Source organism: Priestia sp. SRI_019, assembly GCF_057586255.1.
The window spans coordinates 577,926-594,688 of the sequence record NZ_JBYCZN010000002.1; the positions used below are offsets into that span (position 1 = coordinate 577,926).

Annotated in this window: 16 protein-coding genes; 4 read left to right on the top strand and 12 right to left on the bottom strand. The window is 37.2% G+C overall.

Going from position 1 to position 16,763, the window contains the following annotated elements; genetic code table 11:
- Positions 1 to 233 precede the first annotated feature (233 nt).
- Both ftsW and AC2YJL_RS13240 read right to left on the bottom strand, forming a co-directional pair.
- Positions 234 to 1,427 carry a putative lipid II flippase FtsW gene (gene ftsW, locus AC2YJL_RS13235; RefSeq protein WP_251568038.1) on the bottom strand — a complete coding sequence of 398 codons (1,194 nt, stop codon included), beginning with the start codon at positions 1,425 to 1,427 and terminating at the stop codon, positions 234 to 236.
- 39 nt (positions 1,428 to 1,466) lie between these two features.
- On the bottom strand, positions 1,467 to 1,724 hold the full coding sequence (locus tag AC2YJL_RS13240) for a hypothetical protein (protein ID WP_144634083.1): 258 nt from the start codon (positions 1,722 to 1,724) through the stop codon (positions 1,467 to 1,469).
- 580 nt (positions 1,725 to 2,304) lie between these two features.
- Between AC2YJL_RS13240 and corA the strand changes: the two genes are divergently transcribed.
- Positions 2,305 to 3,264, top strand: a complete 960-nt coding sequence (corA, locus tag AC2YJL_RS13245) for a magnesium/cobalt transporter CorA (protein WP_251568037.1) — start codon at positions 2,305 to 2,307, stop codon at positions 3,262 to 3,264.
- 210 nt (positions 3,265 to 3,474) lie between these two features.
- On the opposite strand, the gene AC2YJL_RS13250 is transcribed toward corA, so the two are convergent.
- The gene (locus AC2YJL_RS13250) at positions 3,475 to 3,780 is read right to left on the bottom strand and encodes a hypothetical protein (protein WP_195694100.1); all 306 of its coding nucleotides are present in this window, start codon (positions 3,778 to 3,780) and stop codon (positions 3,475 to 3,477) included.
- Between the two features lie 59 nt (positions 3,781 to 3,839).
- Here AC2YJL_RS13250 and AC2YJL_RS13255 point away from each other — a divergent pair, with 59 nt between their 5' ends.
- Complete coding sequence (locus AC2YJL_RS13255) at positions 3,840 to 4,577, top strand: site-specific integrase (protein WP_251568036.1); 738 nt, start codon at positions 3,840 to 3,842, stop codon at positions 4,575 to 4,577.
- Between the two features lie 84 nt (positions 4,578 to 4,661).
- Here AC2YJL_RS13255 and AC2YJL_RS13260 read toward each other — a convergent pair whose 3' ends face one another.
- Positions 4,662 to 5,672 carry an LLM class flavin-dependent oxidoreductase gene (locus AC2YJL_RS13260; RefSeq protein WP_251568035.1) on the bottom strand — a complete coding sequence of 337 codons (1,011 nt, stop codon included), beginning with the start codon at positions 5,670 to 5,672 and terminating at the stop codon, positions 4,662 to 4,664.
- Between the two features lie 130 nt (positions 5,673 to 5,802).
- Positions 5,803 to 7,020 carry an MFS transporter gene (locus AC2YJL_RS13265; RefSeq protein ID WP_013083032.1) on the bottom strand — a complete coding sequence of 406 codons (1,218 nt, stop codon included), beginning with the start codon at positions 7,018 to 7,020 and terminating at the stop codon, positions 5,803 to 5,805.
- A gap of 140 nt (positions 7,021 to 7,160) precedes the next feature.
- On the opposite strand from AC2YJL_RS13265, the gene AC2YJL_RS13270 reads away from it, so the two are divergent.
- Together AC2YJL_RS13270 and AC2YJL_RS13275 are read left to right on the top strand one after the other, a co-directional pair.
- Complete coding sequence (locus AC2YJL_RS13270) at positions 7,161 to 7,442, top strand: acylphosphatase (RefSeq protein ID WP_025752251.1); 282 nt, start codon at positions 7,161 to 7,163, stop codon at positions 7,440 to 7,442.
- 83 nt (positions 7,443 to 7,525) lie between these two features.
- The gene (locus tag AC2YJL_RS13275) at positions 7,526 to 8,302 is read left to right on the top strand and encodes a 3-hydroxybutyrate dehydrogenase (RefSeq protein ID WP_013056911.1); all 777 of its coding nucleotides are present in this window, start codon (positions 7,526 to 7,528) and stop codon (positions 8,300 to 8,302) included.
- Positions 8,303 to 8,339: 37 nt separating this feature from the next.
- Here the strand turns inward: AC2YJL_RS13275 and AC2YJL_RS13280 are convergent, their stop codons facing one another.
- From AC2YJL_RS13280 to AC2YJL_RS13310, 7 genes are all read right to left on the bottom strand, one after another.
- Complete coding sequence (locus AC2YJL_RS13280) at positions 8,340 to 10,751, bottom strand: S8 family serine peptidase (RefSeq protein ID WP_285852713.1); 2,412 nt, start codon at positions 10,749 to 10,751, stop codon at positions 8,340 to 8,342.
- Between the two features lie 741 nt (positions 10,752 to 11,492).
- Positions 11,493 to 11,930 (bottom strand): S1 domain-containing RNA-binding protein, encoded by a 438-nt coding sequence (locus AC2YJL_RS13285; protein ID WP_013056909.1) that lies wholly within the window; start codon positions 11,928 to 11,930, stop codon positions 11,493 to 11,495.
- Between the two features lie 181 nt (positions 11,931 to 12,111).
- The gene (gene nadE / locus AC2YJL_RS13290; RefSeq protein WP_195694110.1) at positions 12,112 to 12,933 is read right to left on the bottom strand and encodes an NAD(+) synthase; all 822 of its coding nucleotides are present in this window, start codon (positions 12,931 to 12,933) and stop codon (positions 12,112 to 12,114) included.
- Between the two features lie 34 nt (positions 12,934 to 12,967).
- Positions 12,968 to 13,648: a nicotinate (nicotinamide) nucleotide adenylyltransferase gene (gene nadD / locus AC2YJL_RS13295; RefSeq protein WP_098525103.1), complete on the bottom strand. Its 681-nt coding sequence runs from the start codon at positions 13,646 to 13,648 to the stop codon at positions 12,968 to 12,970.
- Between the two features lie 15 nt (positions 13,649 to 13,663).
- Positions 13,664 to 15,133: a nicotinate phosphoribosyltransferase gene (locus AC2YJL_RS13300; RefSeq protein WP_016763992.1), complete on the bottom strand. Its 1,470-nt coding sequence runs from the start codon at positions 15,131 to 15,133 to the stop codon at positions 13,664 to 13,666.
- Between the two features lie 23 nt (positions 15,134 to 15,156).
- Positions 15,157 to 15,705, bottom strand: coding sequence for a cysteine hydrolase family protein (locus tag AC2YJL_RS13305; protein ID WP_195694113.1), 549 nt, complete (start codon positions 15,703 to 15,705; stop codon positions 15,157 to 15,159).
- A gap of 71 nt (positions 15,706 to 15,776) precedes the next feature.
- Positions 15,777 to 16,553 (bottom strand): NUDIX domain-containing protein, encoded by a 777-nt coding sequence (locus AC2YJL_RS13310; protein WP_251568033.1) that lies wholly within the window; start codon positions 16,551 to 16,553, stop codon positions 15,777 to 15,779.
- Positions 16,554 to 16,763 lie beyond the last annotated feature (210 nt).

The window sequence follows — 16,763 nt, forward strand, 5'->3', positions numbered from 1 at the left end:
AACAACTCATTATAGCAGCTTTAATATGGATAATATATATCTCTTTAAAAATCCTTAAAAGAAAATAACTCTTGCTTTAAAATATAAATGGTATGTCAGAATATAAGGGATGTAAAAAAGAACTACTATATAATTAAATTAACTTAGCAATATTTTATATTAAATCATTATAGCTTACATAAATAAAAGGCTCTGTTTTGTCAGAGCCTTTTGTTATAGTGCCGATAAAATTCTTAAACGCTTTTCAATTTTCCTGATTCATTTACTTTGTTATTTTTGTATTTCTTTTCGTACGTGTTAAACATGGATATATTCGCCAATATCCCTACAGCTGCCATAAGTAACGTAAGAGAAGAACCTCCAAAACTTACAAAAGGTAACGTTACACCTGTAATAGGAAGAATTCCTGTTACCGCCCCGAGATTAACAAATGCTTGAATACCAATCATGACTGAAATACCAATTGCTAATAACGCTCCAAAAGGATCATTACACCTTCTTGATATTTTTAACCCTTGCAATATAATAAAAAATAATAATCCTAATACAAGGAGTACACCCCAAAAACCTAGTTCTTCAGCGATAATCGCCATAATGAAATCTGTGTGGGATTCAGGTAGATAGCCTGCTTTTTGAACACTTTGCCCTAATCCCATTCCCGTAAGACCACCACTACCGATAGCTAAGTAAGAATTCACCAGTTGATACCCATCCCCTTGTTGGTTCTCAAAAGGGTGGAGATAACCCGTAAAACGAGCTAAACGAACAGGTGAAAATACTGTATCAATATGTCCGGTTACTAATAAAACCACTAACATAATGAAGATTCCTACTACTCCTAGTAAAGCAATCTTCAGCATTGTTTTAGTAGAAATACCTGAACATAAAACAATAGCTAAAACTGTCCCTAAAATAAGCAGGATACCACCATAATCTGGCTGTAAAGCAATTAAAAAACAAATAAAAAACACTACGAGAACAGGCGGAATAATAGAGCGCTTTAAATCGTTGATATATTCTTGTTTATTCGCAAAAACTGCTGACAAATACACAATGATGGTTAGCTTCGTAAATTCTAATGGTTGAATTGCTATAGGACCAAGTTTAAACCAACTTTGCGCATTACCTGCTGTATGTCCAAAAGCTAAGACCAAAATAAGCAGCGTAATAACAATGCCTAATAAGATTTTTAACACTTTTTTCTCGCGATAAATTTTATAAGGAATAAATGCAGCAACACAAAAAAAGATAAATCCTGCTATAAGAGCAAGTTTTTGTTTTTGATAAAAATAATCACCTGCTACACCATAGCGACTAACCGCTGTTACCATACTAGCACTATAAACCATAACTAAGCCGATGAGGCCTAAAACTACCAAAGCTGCAATAAATTTGTAGTCATAACATTTTACAATTTTCTTAAACATAGAAATTCCTCGTTCCTTGCAAGTATAAGAATCTTATTTTTATTTAAAAAAGACTCTTAGTAAATTATATAAAGTAAAAAGAAAACTCAATAATATAATAACAGTTCCCCGCGTTTTGTTCTTTCCTACGATGTAATCATTTACACCATGTAGGATAAAAGATATTGAAACAACAAAAATGGCCACATTGTACCAATAATAGCTATCTAGTACCCAAGCTATACTCATACAAATAAGTAATACAATTAAAGTTGTGTTTCGAATTCGATTTTCAGTAAAAATTTGTGCGTACTTCATAAATTTCTCCTATTACACTGTCTTCTAGTATATTGACATTGACATTCCATTTTTCAGTCTTCACCTCATCACATTGACTCATGTAAAACTGCGAATTTGCGAGTTTATTACCTTCTCATCTTTCAATAAATTAGGAAATGTATGAGACTTTGTTGTATAATAAGTTGTTTTTCATGTTTTAATTATAATCATTAGGAGAAAGAAAACAATAAATTACTAATCTTTTCTTAATTTCTTTCTACTCTCTTAATCGTTAAACCTATAGATAAAAATTATTATAAAAAAAGGCTTAGCTAGCGGCATTACAGTTAAGAGTCAACAATAAGAAGAGGTGATATATCTTTGGGGGACATAAATAATTTCTTTCATTTTTTAATACTAGACATCATCCTAAGTTTCCTCTTCCTTTGTTGCGTTATTTTTGCAGATAGATATTTTGGAAGAAATAAAGATACCAAAGAAGAGAAAAGAAAAAGATACCAAAGAAAATTTTTGATTTTGTTAGCAGTGGGTTTAATCGTTTATTTTATGTAAAATAATATACAGTATAGGATCTTTGAGAATTTGGAGGAGCAGTAACATGATTAGAACATTAGCTGTTACACAAGATTTAAATGTCCGACAAGACGTACCCCTTGATCACTTATCTGATCCTTCAATTAAATGGTTCTGGGTAGATTTTTCTTCTCCATCTGAAGAGGAAGGAAAAATATTAGAGGCGTTTTTTCATTTTCACCCTTTAGCTATTGAAGATTGTTTTCATTTTTTGCAACGACCCAAGCTTGATTATTATGAAGGATACAGCTTTTTAGTTCTTCATTATTTAAACAATAAAACTTTGGATATTGAAGAATTAGACTTATTTGTGGGGGAAAATTACTTAGTGACGTTTCATTTCAAACCTTTGTCAGGTGTCGAAACTGTTTGGGAACGTCTTCTCCAACACCCGAGCGACTTTAATAAAGGGATATCGTATCTCACTTACGCTGTTTTAGATCAATTAGTAGATGATTACTTTCCGATTGTGTACGAAATTGAAGACCAGCTAAACGAAATTGAAAGTAGAGACGCAAAAAAATCAATTGCCTTACTAATGGATGATGTGTTTGATATTCGAAGTGATTTATTAAAGTTGAGAAAAACGATTCTTCCCATGCGGGATTTATTATATCGAATTATTAATTCTGAACGTTTAAATATACCTGCAGATCAAAAAGCTTACTTCAATGATATCTACGATCATTTATTAAAGTTGACAAATATGGTGGAAGCCAATCGAGACATGACATCGGATATGAGAGACAATTATCTTTCCATTAATGCCAACCGGATGAACTCCATTATGATGACCCTAACTATTATCTCATCTATTTTCATTCCTCTTACCTTTATAGTAGGTTTGTACGGGATGAACTTTGATAATATGCCTGAGCTTCACTGGCACTATGGATATTATATTGTTTTAGGGATCATGGTATTAATGACAGTAGGTATGATTCTGTGGTTTAGAAGTAAAGGCTGGTTTAATGTTAATAAGTAACACTTGAACAAGATATGATTCTATCTTCTAATAATTCCTAACTAGAAAGACAACCATCTGTTACTTATGATTTGTGATGGTTGTTTTTTTGCCTTATAAGAATTGTTTATAAGGGACTCCCCTCCTAAAATGAGACACATAAAAAACACCATCCAAATTGAATAGTGTTTTCAAATTAAATTGCTAGCTTCAATTGTACTTAATTGATTTTTATTTCTCGTCAGGTATTAATTGTGCAAGAATAAGCATTATTCTTATAGAACTACCTATTAAACCTGCAGTAGCAAAAATACCATAGCTGCCCCATTTTCCTTGTACAACTTCATTTTGACCGTACCACTGACCTCCAAAGTTATCACGCCAGCTATCACCGCTACTTGCTGTAATGGTTACTGTGGCCAGCGGCTTTGTCCATCCTGTTCCCTCGTTATCGTCATTTGGTTCAATGGCCCCGCTATACTCTAAAAGTCTGTCAGAAACAAAAAGGGTTATATCATCTGCGCTATACTCTACCACCGTAGGACTATCAAAATTACCTACATACAAATTACTAAATCCGCCCTGGGCCGCATCTAGTGAAGCAATTAATTCATCATTCTCATTTTTGTATTGCTATAAATAAAGCGGTAGAGCTAGAAATGCTAACCTACAACAAATATAGAAATATCTCTATAAAAAAAGAAAAGGATCTTTCCGAGAGAAAAATTAATTATCTTACAAGAGATGAAGTTACCATTTTTATGGATACAGCAAAACAGTGCCCTTTTTATCAATATATCGTAGCTATTACCCTTTTGCGTACAGGCATGAGAAAAAGTGAATTAATTGCATTACATTGGGACGATATTAATTTTAAAGATAAAACTATTAGCATCACTAAAACACGGAACAGTCACGGCGTAAAGCCTCCTAAAACGAAACGCAGTATGCGGACAATAAGTATAGATGATACATTGGTAACTGAGTTAAAAAAATATCAAACTTGGCAAAAAAGAAATAAACTTAAATATGGAGCTAATTATATTGAACAAGAGTACATGATTACCCAAGCCAATGGTAAAGCGCTTAGTGAATTTCGAATTAACGATATTATGAAGGCTATTACCAACAAAGCTAGACTGCATCACATAAGCCCTCATGGTTTACGCCATACTCATGCAATTATGTTATTAGAGAGGGGAGCTGATATTAAATTTGTAAGTGATCGGCTAGGACATACAAACATTAAAATGACAGCTGATGTATATCTTCATATTACAAAGAAATATGAATCTGAAAACATTACTAAGCTAGATCGTTATCTAAGTAATTAGTGGGGCAAAAATGGGGCAAACGCCTAATCCCCCCTCTTAAACCCCTCTCATATCAATAGCTTACTCACAAACCCCATCTTTTTCTTAAAAAAATGAGGGTTGAGGAAATAGCTCTGCAAGCAGCTCATAAGACTTCTTTTTTGCTTCATAATCATGGATATTTGTAATAATTAAAAATTCGTCGTTATCGTATTTTTGCTGCAGCCCGATTAATCCTTGTTTTACTTCAGCTGGATTTCCTACGATCATACGAGGACGATTGTTGGTTATTTTTTTGAGCTCTTCTTCTGAATAAGAACGATTATGCACTTCTTCTATCGATGAAACCGTTGTATCTCCGCCTTTAGCTACTTTCAACAGCCAATCATCTAACGTTTTAGCGTGCCGCTCGGCTTCTTCTGTTGTTTCTGCACATACAACAAATACGCATACATTGGTTTTAGGCTTTGATTGATACGAAGAAGGGATAAATTGTTGTTTATAATGACGAATGGCTTCTTGTCCACCAACTGAGTAAATGAAATGTCCAAATGTAAAAGAGATGCCCAGCTCAGCAGCAGATCTTGCTCCTCTTTTATTAATGCCAAGATGCCACAGTTCTGGCTTTGTTTCACTTAACGGATAAGCCGTCACGCCGTAATATGGATGCTCCGACGGCAAATTATGCTCAAGATGTCCTTTTAACGCTTGAATTTGCCGCGGAAATTCATTGAGGCTTTTACGAACTCCATCTGTCAGCGCTAGCCGGGTAAGCGCATCTCCTCCCGGTGACCGTCCAAGACCTAAGTCAATTCGATTCGGAAACAGATTTTCAAGCAGCTGAGCATCTTCTGCTACTTTATACGGACTATATTGAGGAAGAAGGACTCCTCCAGATCCAATTCGGATTCGGCTCGTTTGAGAAGCTAAGTGCGTCATTAATAGTGTCGGAGATGAACCCGCAAGACCGTTCGTATTATGATGTTCTGCTACCCAAAAGCGGTGGTAGCCCAACTCTTCCGTTAATTTAGCCAGCTCTACCGTGCGTTTCAACGCTTCCTTTGGTGTTGATCCGCTTGAAACAGGAGACTGATCCAATACGCTTAGCTTGATCATAGGTGATTCTTCCTTTCGATTTTCAATTTCTATTGTCTCTATTGTAGGAGAAAAATATGAATCCGTCTTGAAATTTGCTTCACGCTCATAGAAAAAGCAAACGCTAAGGCGCGTTTGCTTTTTCTTTTTCTTATTTTGCTTCGTGCATTTCTTTCACACGCTTATCGCTCGGTAACAGCCATGTTAACAGCCCTAGAATTGGAAGATAGCTGCAAAACAGCATAATAAACTGAAGGCTGAATACATCGGCTAATTTACCGAATACAACAGCTCCTAAAGCCCCCATTCCAAAAGCAAGACCTACAATTAAGCCGGAAACCAAGCCGATTTTTCCCGGCATCAGCTCCTGAGCATAGACGACCGTAACGCTGAAACTTGACTGAAGAATAAAGCCGATTAGTACTAAAAGAGGTGCTGCCACTCCGAGAGAAACATGAGGCAGTAATAAAGTAAACGGTACTGACCCTAACATAGAAAACAATAAAATATTTCGTTTTCCGAAACGATCGGCAAGCGGACCTCCAAAGAATGTTCCAAAGACCCCTGCAATCATAAATAAAAAAACGTAAAGCTGAGCGCTTTTGATAGGCAAATTAAATTTTTCAATGATATAAAACTGAAAGAAATTAAGGATGCCTGCTCCGTACCATGAACGTGCAAAAACTAGAAAAATTAAAAGTCCAACTGCAAAAATAATTTGCTTGTTCATCGTAAATGAAGCATCTGACTGCTTTTTCTTCAAGCGTTGACGAGTAGCTAACTCCGATTTATACCATTTAGAGACGCTATACAAAACCACTACGCCGATACCTGCAATTAACGTAAACCAAATCGTTCCAAACTGACCAAGTCCGATAAAGATAAATGCCGTAAATAGCGGAGCCATCGACTGTCCTGTATTTCCGCCAACTTGATAAATAGACTGCGCCAGCCCGCGTTTTCCTCCTGCTGCCATATACGCTACGCGAGAACCTTCCGGATGAAAAATAGCTGAGCCGAATCCTACAAATAAGACAGATATAATCACAAAATAAAAATTTGGCGCTAAAGCGAGCCCAACCATACCAATCATGCTTAAACACATAGCAATTGGCAATAAAAATGGCGAGGGGCGCTTATCGGCAAATACGCCGAATACCGGCTGCATAATCGATGACGTCATGTTTAAAGCAAAGGCAATCCAGCCGATTTGCGTGTAGTTTAAATTCATCGATTTTTCAAGGACAGGAAAAAGTGCCGGTATAACGGACTGCATACAATCATTTAGGAAGTGTCCTAAACTAATAGCAAATAAAATACGATAAATCGTTGCCGGCTGCGCTTGCTGCGTTCGTGCTGCTGCTTGCATTCGTAACCCTTCTTTCTTATTTAATCTACATTATAATTGTTAAAGTCTTACAATGCCTTTTTCTATTATACAGTGAAAAGTAAGATTGTAGTTGTTTTCTTTTTTATAAAAAAGGGAAAATTGCCTGTGAGGTGAGAACAGTGAAAAAACATGTGCATATGATTGTAGACGGACGCGTTCAAGGAGTTGGGTTCCGTCACTATACGCAGCTAAAAGCAATGGAATACTCTATTAACGGATGGGTACGAAATCGAGACGATCAAAAAGTCGAAATTGATGCTGAAGGTGAAGAAAGTAATATCCAAAAATTTATTGAAGAAATTAAAAAAGGTCCCTCGCCGTTCGCTTCTGTTAGCAACGTGGAAGTAAAGATAGTAAACACCCCTTCCCACACCCATTCTTTTCGCGTGAAGTACAGTTAAAAAACTCGCTAAATCAAGATAATTTTTGATAAAATGGAAGAGTAAGCGATTTTATATCATCTACATATAAGGGGGAAAAAACGATGGTTGAAAACAAAATTGTGTTAATTACAGGTGCAGCTCAAGGTATTGGTTATCAAATTGGTGAGCGCTTTGCTGAAGACGGAGCGACTGTTGTCTTAACTGACTTGAATGAAGATGGAGTTAAGAAAGCAGCAGACAAATTGAAGACAAAAGGCTACGAAGCATTAGGCATTAAAGCAGATGTGACAAATGAAAGTGATATTGAACAAATGATTGCTCAAACGGTTGAAACATATGGCCGCCTTGATGTATTAATTAACAATGCTGGCATGCAATTTGTTTCCCCGCTCGAAGAATTTCCTACTGAAAAATTTGAACTTTTAACGAAAATTATGCTTGTTGCACCTTTTGTTGCGACTAAGCATGCGTTTCCTATTATGAAAAAGCAAAAATTCGGCCGCATTTTGAACATGTCTTCTATTAACGGATTGATTGGTTTCTCAGGAAAAGCGGCATACAACAGCGCTAAGCACGGCGTGATTGGCTTAACGAAAGTGGCTGCTCTTGAAGGTGCAGAGCACGGCATTACGGTAAATGCGATTTGCCCTGGTTATGTGGATACGCCGCTTGTTCAAAATCAATTAAAAGATTTGGCACGTACGCGAAATGTAGCGCTTGAAAAAGTACTAGAAGAAGTCATTTATCCTCTTGTTCCTCAAAAGCGCTTGCTTGCAGTTGATGAAATTGCAGATTATGCAATGTTTTTAGCAAGTGATTTAGCAAAAGGCGTAACCGGCCAAGCTGCGGTGATCGATGGTGGATATACGGCTCAATAAAAAAAGAGTGTCAGTTAGACTGGCACTCTTTTTTTATTTATTTAATTTCAAATTCTCCTAAAGAACCTGTCGTCTGACCTGCTTTTACTGCTTCTGCGTATAAATAATACGTTCCCGCTGGAAGAGCTTCAGCATTAATCTTTCCGTCCCACGTTGCGCTAGAGAATCCTTTTTCTACATTCGTATACGAACTTAACAATTCCCCTTTTTCCAACGTTGCATCGTAAATGTAATAGCTAAGCTTCTCTGCTCCTCCTGGTAAATAACTCCCGTATTCAAATGAGCCATTTCCAAGTACATCTACATACGCAGAAGTAACGCGAGGATAATCCGGCTCTTTTACAAATAAGATGGTTGGAACATCGTACGTTTCTTTATTGTTACTTACGGTAATTGTCCCTTCGTAATAGCCAGGAGATAATTTCCCTGCATCTACTTTTACATTCAGATTTACTTTTTGCGTTTTCCCGGCATTAACCACTAAATCGTTTGTTGATTTAACGTCAATTGCCTGATGGCTTTTCTTAAATTTTACTTTGATCGAGTATTTTTGACTGTGATTTGATAGATTTTTAATCTTAAAGCTTTGTTTTTCTACTTGTTTCCCTTTATCTTTATAAAAAACACCGTACGAGTGACTTCCTGGTGTAATAAGGGTTTTTGCTTTAATTGCATCTACTACGCGCATGCTTCCTGCACCTTGCGTATTATGAGGATAAACCAGCCCGTTGCGGTCACGAAGCAGTTCCGTTGTATTCATTAAAGATGCTTTTACGTCTTCTACTTTATAGTTTGGATGCGCCTGTAAAATTAACGCTGCTGCTCCTGCTACGTGGGGTGCCGCCATACTTGTTCCTTGTTTGGACCCATATCCATGAGGGTTGCTTGGATCATTAGTTGGCACTGTGCTGATGATATCGACTCCCGGTGCCGAAATGTCCGGCTTAATCATCCATGTATCAACAACCGGTCCGCGCGATGAAAAGTCAGCCATTGTTTCATCGACTGTCTGATTAAACGTTGCACTAAAAGAGCCCGTAACCGATCCCTTTGCCAAAGAAGCAACCAAGGCTTGTCCATCAGCTTTTGATAGGCGAATACTTGGCAAAGATGTGCCTGAAATATCAGGGATTGTCCCTTCTACATTGTTGTAAATCACCGTTGCCACAGCGCCGGCTTTTTTCGCATTATCAACTTTATCTACAAACGCAATGTCACCGCGAGAAATAACCGCTACTTTTCCTTTTACATCTTTTCCTTCAAAGTCTTCTGGTTTTCCGAGTCCGACAGGTACAAATTCATACTTTTTACCGCTTGCATCCAGTAGCGCCTTGTCATTTGGAAAGCCCATTACTTCAGCTGAAGCATAGCTTGCGTTATCTACAGTTAATGTCGTTTTATACAAATTGTAAGGAAGCTGAGTTGCACCAACTGAAATAGCTTCACGAGACGTTCCCGGAGACCCTACTGTCCAGTTAGCTGGTCCACTGTTTCCATTTGACGTAACGGCAACTACTCCTTCTTCCATTGCCCAATCTAATGCAATACTTGTTGCCAAGTCCGGATTATTAATCGTATCTCCAAGCGACAGGTTCATTACATCCGCTCCGTCTTCTACCGCACGTTCAATACCGGCGATCACGTCTTCCGTTGTACCTGTTCCTCCTGGCCCTAGTACACGATAAGCAAGTAAATGAGCATCAGGAGCTACCCCTTTAATTTTCCCATCCGCTGCAATTGTTCCCGCTACGTGCGTTCCGTGCGTTGTTGCTTCGCCTTTTGGATCTCCATCAGGCGTTTCTTGAGGATTTTTGTCCTCATCTACAAAATCCCATCCTTTATACTTCTCAAACGCTGACTTTAAATCCGGGTGGTCGTAATCAACGCCTGTATCGATAACGGCTACGGTCATATTTTTACCTGTATATCCTGATTTCCACGCTTGATCTGCTCCTACATAGTAAATGCTTTTATCCATTTCAGAACCGTATTCTTCGGCGCTCACTTCTTTCGATTTCACTTCTGTTGTATGATATTCAACGCTTGGATAAATAGCTTTTACTCCCGGTAAACTTGCTACTTTTTCAAGGTCATTAGCCGGAAGTTCCGCTGAAAACCCAGAAAACACTTGGTCATATTCACGCTTTACTTTTGAAGTTTTAGAAGCTTTTGAAAGCTCTTTTTTCACTTCGTCACGCGCTTTTTTAATCTTTCCTTTACTTTGCGCTACTCCTTTTTTCTTTGCTTCCGCTACAGACTCTTCATTTAACTCCACAATCACTTTTACTTTTTTAGCCGACTTTAAGTTATAGTCTCCTTGAATTTTAACTAAAGACGGTTCAAGCGCTGGTTTTGAATTTCCGTTCGCAGATGCGCCCATTGCAAAAGAAGATAAAGCAACCGAAAATGCTACTGTACTTAATACAGACCGAATTGATACTTTTTTCATTGTTTTTTCCCTCTCCATTTCTCTCTATACTTCGTGCTACTATGTATGCCTTCATCCCCAGAACATACGCATCTTTTACTTAGCTAGTGAGCTAAAAACTAGAATAGTATGGAAGTTCTATATATTACTATAAAATCCTTGAGTCTATGGAATCATTTTATATATTCGTGCAAATTAAGCACTAATGCTCAAAAAATGAAGAATTTTGTCTGTTTCTCTTCTTTTTGTAACTTTTTTATTCCTAAAATTATGAAGAGATTAGATGAATATACAAGAATACTGACGAATTTCTGTTAATTTAGCTATTTTTATCAGGGACTCATCCCTACTTTTCCTTTGTTTACTTATAAGGTTTTTTTATTATTTTAAGAAAATTGTTCTTATAAGCGCTTTTTATTTTATTACTTGTTATTTAGAACATAGTTTAATTTAATATAAAATATCGCACTTAATTAAATGAAATTTTCAAAAATTACGAATAATAAAATGAGATCTTGCAGATACTAACGTCAACGCTCGCACAAAGGGAGGCATGATTATGATAGATTTAAATTTCATCCTACTCATCCTTGATCTTCTCTCATCTCTTGTCACTATTGGCATCTACTTTACAACCAAGTAAGTACCTAACCTTCTCTTTACTCTTCTAGCACATGTACTTAAGCTATTACAAAAAAGAAGCAAGCCAATTTTTACTGGCTTGCTTCAGCTATATAATAAAGTAGTTAAAGTGGAAGGGATTTATCCGCGTCTTCCGCCTCTGCCACCTCGTTTTGATTCAGTGCTGCGTTTTAGTGTAGATAAATTATCTTCACTATCTTTTAAGAAACGCGCCATTTTTTGTTCGAAGTTTTCCTTTGGTTGGAAGTTGCTTTTAGAACGATTATCATTATTTCTTGCCTGACGTGGCGGGCGTTGTGAATAAGAAGATGAGGGTCTTTCAGGTTTATCTATTGCTTTTTTAATCGATAATCCAATTTTTCCGTCTTTCTCATTAACGACTTTCACTTCAATTTCTTGACCAACTTTAAGATGGTCATTAATGTCTTTTACATAGCTGTCAGCTACCTCACTAATATGTACAAGCCCAGTTTGACCTCCAGGTAATTCTACAAATGCTCCAAAATTAGTAATACCTGTTACTTTACCTTGTACCTTGCTACCTACTTCAACTGCCATAAAAAATGTTCCTCCTCAATAATATTAAAAGCACTTCATTATACCAAAGTGCGTAAGAATAACAAAGTGTGTATGAGAAAACAATTTGTTAAATTGCACTTTTTCCGCCTCTTTTTTGTTTTATGAAAGAAATCAGTCAAAATAATGCCCATATTAGATATACCTAATATGGGCATTTCTCTCATTTCCACCATTCATCAAACATGCTAGCCGGTAACTGACGTTTATGTTCCGTAATACGATAGCGCTGTTCAATTTTTTCAGCGGCTTCTTGTGATACTTCTTTTCCTTCCAGATAATCGTCTAGTTCATTATAAGAAATTCCTAGTTCCGTTTCATCAGATTGACCAGGACTATTATCTAATAAGTCAGCTGTTGGTACTTTTTCATACAATCGTTTATCTGCACCTAATTCTTTTAGCAATGCTTTTCCTTGACGTTTTGTTAGTCCCGTTAGAGGGAGCACGTCTGCTCCGCCATCCCCGTATTTTGTAAAAAAGCCTGTTACTGCTTCTGCTGCATGATCGGTTCCGATAACTAAAAGGCCGTTTTCTCCTCCGATTGCATACTGTACAATCATACGCGTACGTGCTTTGACATTTCCTTTATGAAAATCAGACAGCGCTATATCTGTCGCACCTGTAAACGAACTTTCAAATGCTTCTACCGTGTTTTTAATATTAAACGTATATGTTTCATTAGGTTTAATAAATTCTAGTGACGCCTTCGCATCCGCTTCATCATGCTGCGTGCCATGAGGCAAGCGAACGGCTACAAATTTTGCTTCATATTCTTCTTTTCGCAATTCGTCTACAGCAATCTGCGCTAATCGTCCAGCTAAGCTAGAGTCCTGCCCTCCGCTTATACCTAATACAAAGCCTTTTGCATTTGCTGACTTTAGGTAGGTTTTGAGAAAATCAACGCGGGCACGAATTTCCTGTGCTGGATCAATTTCAGATTTCACATGTAGCTCTTTTCTTATTTTTTCTTGCATGTCTGACATGACACATGCTCTCCTTCCATTATATGTAGATTTCTTACTGATACAATCCATGTTTTTTACTATAAAAATAACAGAGATCAGGCATTAAATATCTTGGTTCTCCACCCCGGGCAAATTCTTGACGAATATAAGTAGAGCTGATTTCCATCGCCAGCCCTTTATCAAGAAGCTGAAACCGGCCGTCGTCATAATTTCGAAGCAAAGGAGAACGGCTAATAGCTTTCAACATGTCTATTCCCTCTCTTGCCATGACGATAAACTGGTTTTTACTAATAAGTTCATCTGCTTTCTTCCACTTGCCTTCGCCAATATCTTGCAGTAAGTCCGCTCCCATAATAAAAAATAAGTCAGCGTGTGGAAGCAATTTTTTAAAGTGTTCCATAGTGTAGTATGTGTAATGATAGCCGGGCAATACGTCTAGCTCATACGTATCGAGCAAAAATTTTGGGTTATCTTTAATCGCCAAGCTAACCATATTTACACGGTGCTCATCCAACGTCTGGAGCTTTTTATCCGTTCGTTTGTGCGATGAAGGCAAAAAGATAATAGCATCTAACTTCTTTCGATGCGCAACCGTTGATGCCGTCCAAAGATGAACATTGGTAACCGGATCAAAAGAAGAACCATAAATCCCAATTTTCGCTCCTTTTTCTAAAAGCTTATCTATTTTTTTATCAGGGTTTAACTGTTGAAAATAAGCAAGCGTATCTGACATGTCTCCAGCTCCCTACTATTTTTTGTTTAGGGCTTCCGCTACTTTTTGTTTCACGTACGCAATTTGACGCGTTTTATTTTCCCAACATTTTTCGCTTAAATCTACTGGATATTCTTCAGGATTGCGCGTGCGCTTATATTCATCCCAAAGCAGCTCTAGATTATCTTTTACGTACTGCTGAATTTCCTGAAGCTCTTCTGTTTCATACACAAGCTCTCCGTTTACAAAGATATCATGATGGAGTTCTTTTGCCTCAAAATTCGTGACGAATTTACTGATAAACGTATGAACAGGATGGAACATTTTTAAACGTTCTTCGCTTTGAGGATCTTCGTCTTCCATCGTGATATAATCCCCTTCAGATTTTCCATTCAAATTATTAATAATACGATATACGCGCTTCAACCCTGGTGTACTTACTTTTTCAGGATTCGCGCTAATTTTAATCGTATCCATCATCTCGCCATTTTCTCCTTCAATAGAGACGAGTTTATACACTGCTCCAAGCGCCGGCTGATCATATGCAGTAATGAGCTTCGTACCAATTCCCCACATGTCTATTTGTGCACCTTGCGACTTTAAATGCATAATCGTATCTTCATCTAAATCGTTGGAAGCAACAATTTTTGTTTCTGTAAACCCTGCTTCATCTAACATTTGACGAGCTTTTTTAGACAAATATGTTAAATCGCCGCTGTCTAAGCGAATCGCTGTAAAATTAATTTTATCGCCTAATTCTTTTGCTACTTTAATGGCGTTGGGAACTCCTGATTTTAACGTATCGTACGTATCAACTAGAAACACGCAGTTTTTATGGCGACGAGCATATTTATGAAATGCAATATATTCGTCTTTATAAGCTTGCACCATCGCATGAGCATGCGTTCCTGCAACTGGAATTCCAAATTTCTTTCCTGCTCGCACGTTAGAAGTAGCACCAAATCCGCCAATATAAGCTGCTCTTGTTCCCCAAATAGCAGCGTCCATTTCTTGAGCGCGGCGTGTTCCAAATTCCATTGCCACTTGATCTCCTACTACATGTTTGATTCGAGCTGCTTTTGTCGCAATCAGCGTTTGGTAATTCACAATATTCAAAATAGCTGTTTCAACGAGCTGAGCTTCAATTAATGGTGCTTCTACACGTAAAATTGGTTCATTATGAAACACAAGCTCACCTTCACGCATACATCGAATCGTTCCAGTAAACGTAAGGTCTTTTAAGTAAGCTAAATAATCTTCTTTAAAACCTAATTCTTCATGCAAGTAAGTTAAATCTGATTCGCTAAATTTAAATGCTTTAATATATTCAATAATTCTTTCTAATCCAGCAAAAACAGCATAGCCATTCCCAAAAGGAAGTTTGCGGAAGAAAACTTCAAAAACAGCCTTCTTTTGATGAATATTATCTTCCCAGTACGTTTCTCCCATATTAATTTGATATAAATCGGTGTGTAGCATTACGCTGTCATCTGTAAACATATTCATTGGTTTCCTCCACTTTTATGTCCTTAAATAATTTTTGCTCCGAGACAAGATTTAAAATGTTCAAGCGCCCACTCATGGCCTTTTTGATTAAAGCTTGCTACGGCTTTTTCATAGATATAAATAGCAAATCCTTTATTATAGGCATCTACTGCTGTATGAAGTACACAAATATCCGTACATACACCTGCTAAGTAGACATCGGTAATTTGTCTTTCTCGAAGTTTAATCTCCAGATCCGTTCCAGCAAATGCGCTGTATCTCGTTTTATTCATCCATTCTACATTTGCCTGTGATCGATACACATTATATAAATCATTTAACTTTCCGTATAGCTCTCTTCCTGCAGAGCCTTCAACATTATGAGGCGGAAACAGCGCTGATTCTGGATGCAAGGAATCATTTTCTTTATGAAAATCAATGGCGAACACCACATACTCGTTTTGCTCAATAAATTCACGCGTAATATCGCTTATGAATGTTTCAATGTATCGCCCTGGTTCTCCGCATGTCAAAGCTCCGTTTTCAGCTACAAAATCATTTGTATAATCGATGTTAATCAGTGCTTTTTTCATTATGTTTCCCCCTCATAATTGAAAATTAACAGTTAACATATTGTTAATTATTTAGATTGAAAGTTTTTCTTTTAATAGCGTGCTGTATAGATTGGCTTCATCACATTCATTTCAACAAACTGATAGAGCTTTGTTGGTTTTTTAGACGTTCTCGTCGTTGTTTTTCCGTCTACTTCTTCAATAAATGGCAGCATTCTTATTTTTCGTGCAAAGGCCTGATCACTTTTAATCGCTGCATCATCTGTTACGGTAAGCAGCACAGCCTGCAGCTCAGAATATGTAAACTGAGAAGGCAGAAATTTCTGGGCAATGGTCGTTTGCAATAAATCTTTCTTAATTTCCTTGATTGCATCTCGAATGATGATTTCATGATCAAAAGCTAAAGGCAATGAAAAGATTTTATCTATTTTAAATAATTCAACTCGAGCAGCATCATCATTCGCTTTTCGCTTTATTAGACTATCTTCTGGGACGATTGCATAATGTGCGTTTGTAATGACCCATCCTCTATCGTCCCTGCCAGGCTCATCATAGACACCATAGTGTTTTAAATGAATGTCCTTTACGCCCGTTTCTTCTTCGAGCTCTCTTTTAGCCGCTTCAAAAGCTGATTCATCAGGATGGACAAATCCGCCGGGAAGCGCCCACTTTCCTGCTTCGCTGTTCTTTTCTCCCTCTGCGTTCACCATTGCTCGTTGGATAAGCATTAATTTCAAACTCATTTTAGGTGGTTTGTATGGCTCTTTTTCTTCCGTCACAATCGTAAATACAGCAATATCTGACGTATAGCCATAGGGTTTAGGATATTCTTTTTTCGTTTGATTCGTCATTGCTTTATTGTTCGACATTCATCATTTCTCCTGATCGCTCTTTTTACAATTAACAATATGATTAATGTTAATTATATTTGTTTTATGGAAAATGTCAATACTTTTCCCACTAATTATAAAGAGAAGGTAATTTATGTTGTAAATAACGTTATGTTTCGTATTTTTTAGATTTTATATGCATAAAAAGCTGAGTGAAGAAGTTCTAATTCCCCTCCTCCCTCAGCTTTT

Coding starts and splice junctions, on each gene's coding strand:
- ftsW (WP_251568038.1), bottom strand. CDS start 1,427: ATGTTTAAGAAAATTGTAAAATGTTATGACTACAAATTTATTGCAGCT.
- AC2YJL_RS13240 (WP_144634083.1), bottom strand. CDS start 1,724: ATGAAGTACGCACAAATTTTTACTGAAAATCGAATTCGAAACACAACT.
- corA (WP_251568037.1), top strand. CDS start 2,305: ATGATTAGAACATTAGCTGTTACACAAGATTTAAATGTCCGACAAGAC.
- AC2YJL_RS13260 (WP_251568035.1), bottom strand. CDS start 5,672: ATGATCAAGCTAAGCGTATTGGATCAGTCTCCTGTTTCAAGCGGATCA.
- AC2YJL_RS13265 (WP_013083032.1), bottom strand. CDS start 7,020: ATGCAAGCAGCAGCACGAACGCAGCAAGCGCAGCCGGCAACGATTTAT.
- AC2YJL_RS13275 (WP_013056911.1), top strand. CDS start 7,526: ATGGTTGAAAACAAAATTGTGTTAATTACAGGTGCAGCTCAAGGTATT.
- AC2YJL_RS13280 (WP_285852713.1), bottom strand. CDS start 10,751: ATGAAAAAAGTATCAATTCGGTCTGTATTAAGTACAGTAGCATTTTCG.
- AC2YJL_RS13285 (WP_013056909.1), bottom strand. CDS start 11,930: ATGGCAGTTGAAGTAGGTAGCAAGGTACAAGGTAAAGTAACAGGTATT.
- nadE (WP_195694110.1), bottom strand. CDS start 12,933: ATGTCAGACATGCAAGAAAAAATAAGAAAAGAGCTACATGTGAAATCT.
- nadD (WP_098525103.1), bottom strand. CDS start 13,648: ATGTCAGATACGCTTGCTTATTTTCAACAGTTAAACCCTGATAAAAAA.
- AC2YJL_RS13300 (WP_016763992.1), bottom strand. CDS start 15,133: ATGAATATGTTTACAGATGACAGCGTAATGCTACACACCGATTTATAT.
- AC2YJL_RS13305 (WP_195694113.1), bottom strand. CDS start 15,705: ATGAAAAAAGCACTGATTAACATCGATTATACAAATGATTTTGTAGCT.
- AC2YJL_RS13310 (WP_251568033.1), bottom strand. CDS start 16,553: ATGTCGAACAATAAAGCAATGACGAATCAAACGAAAAAAGAATATCCT.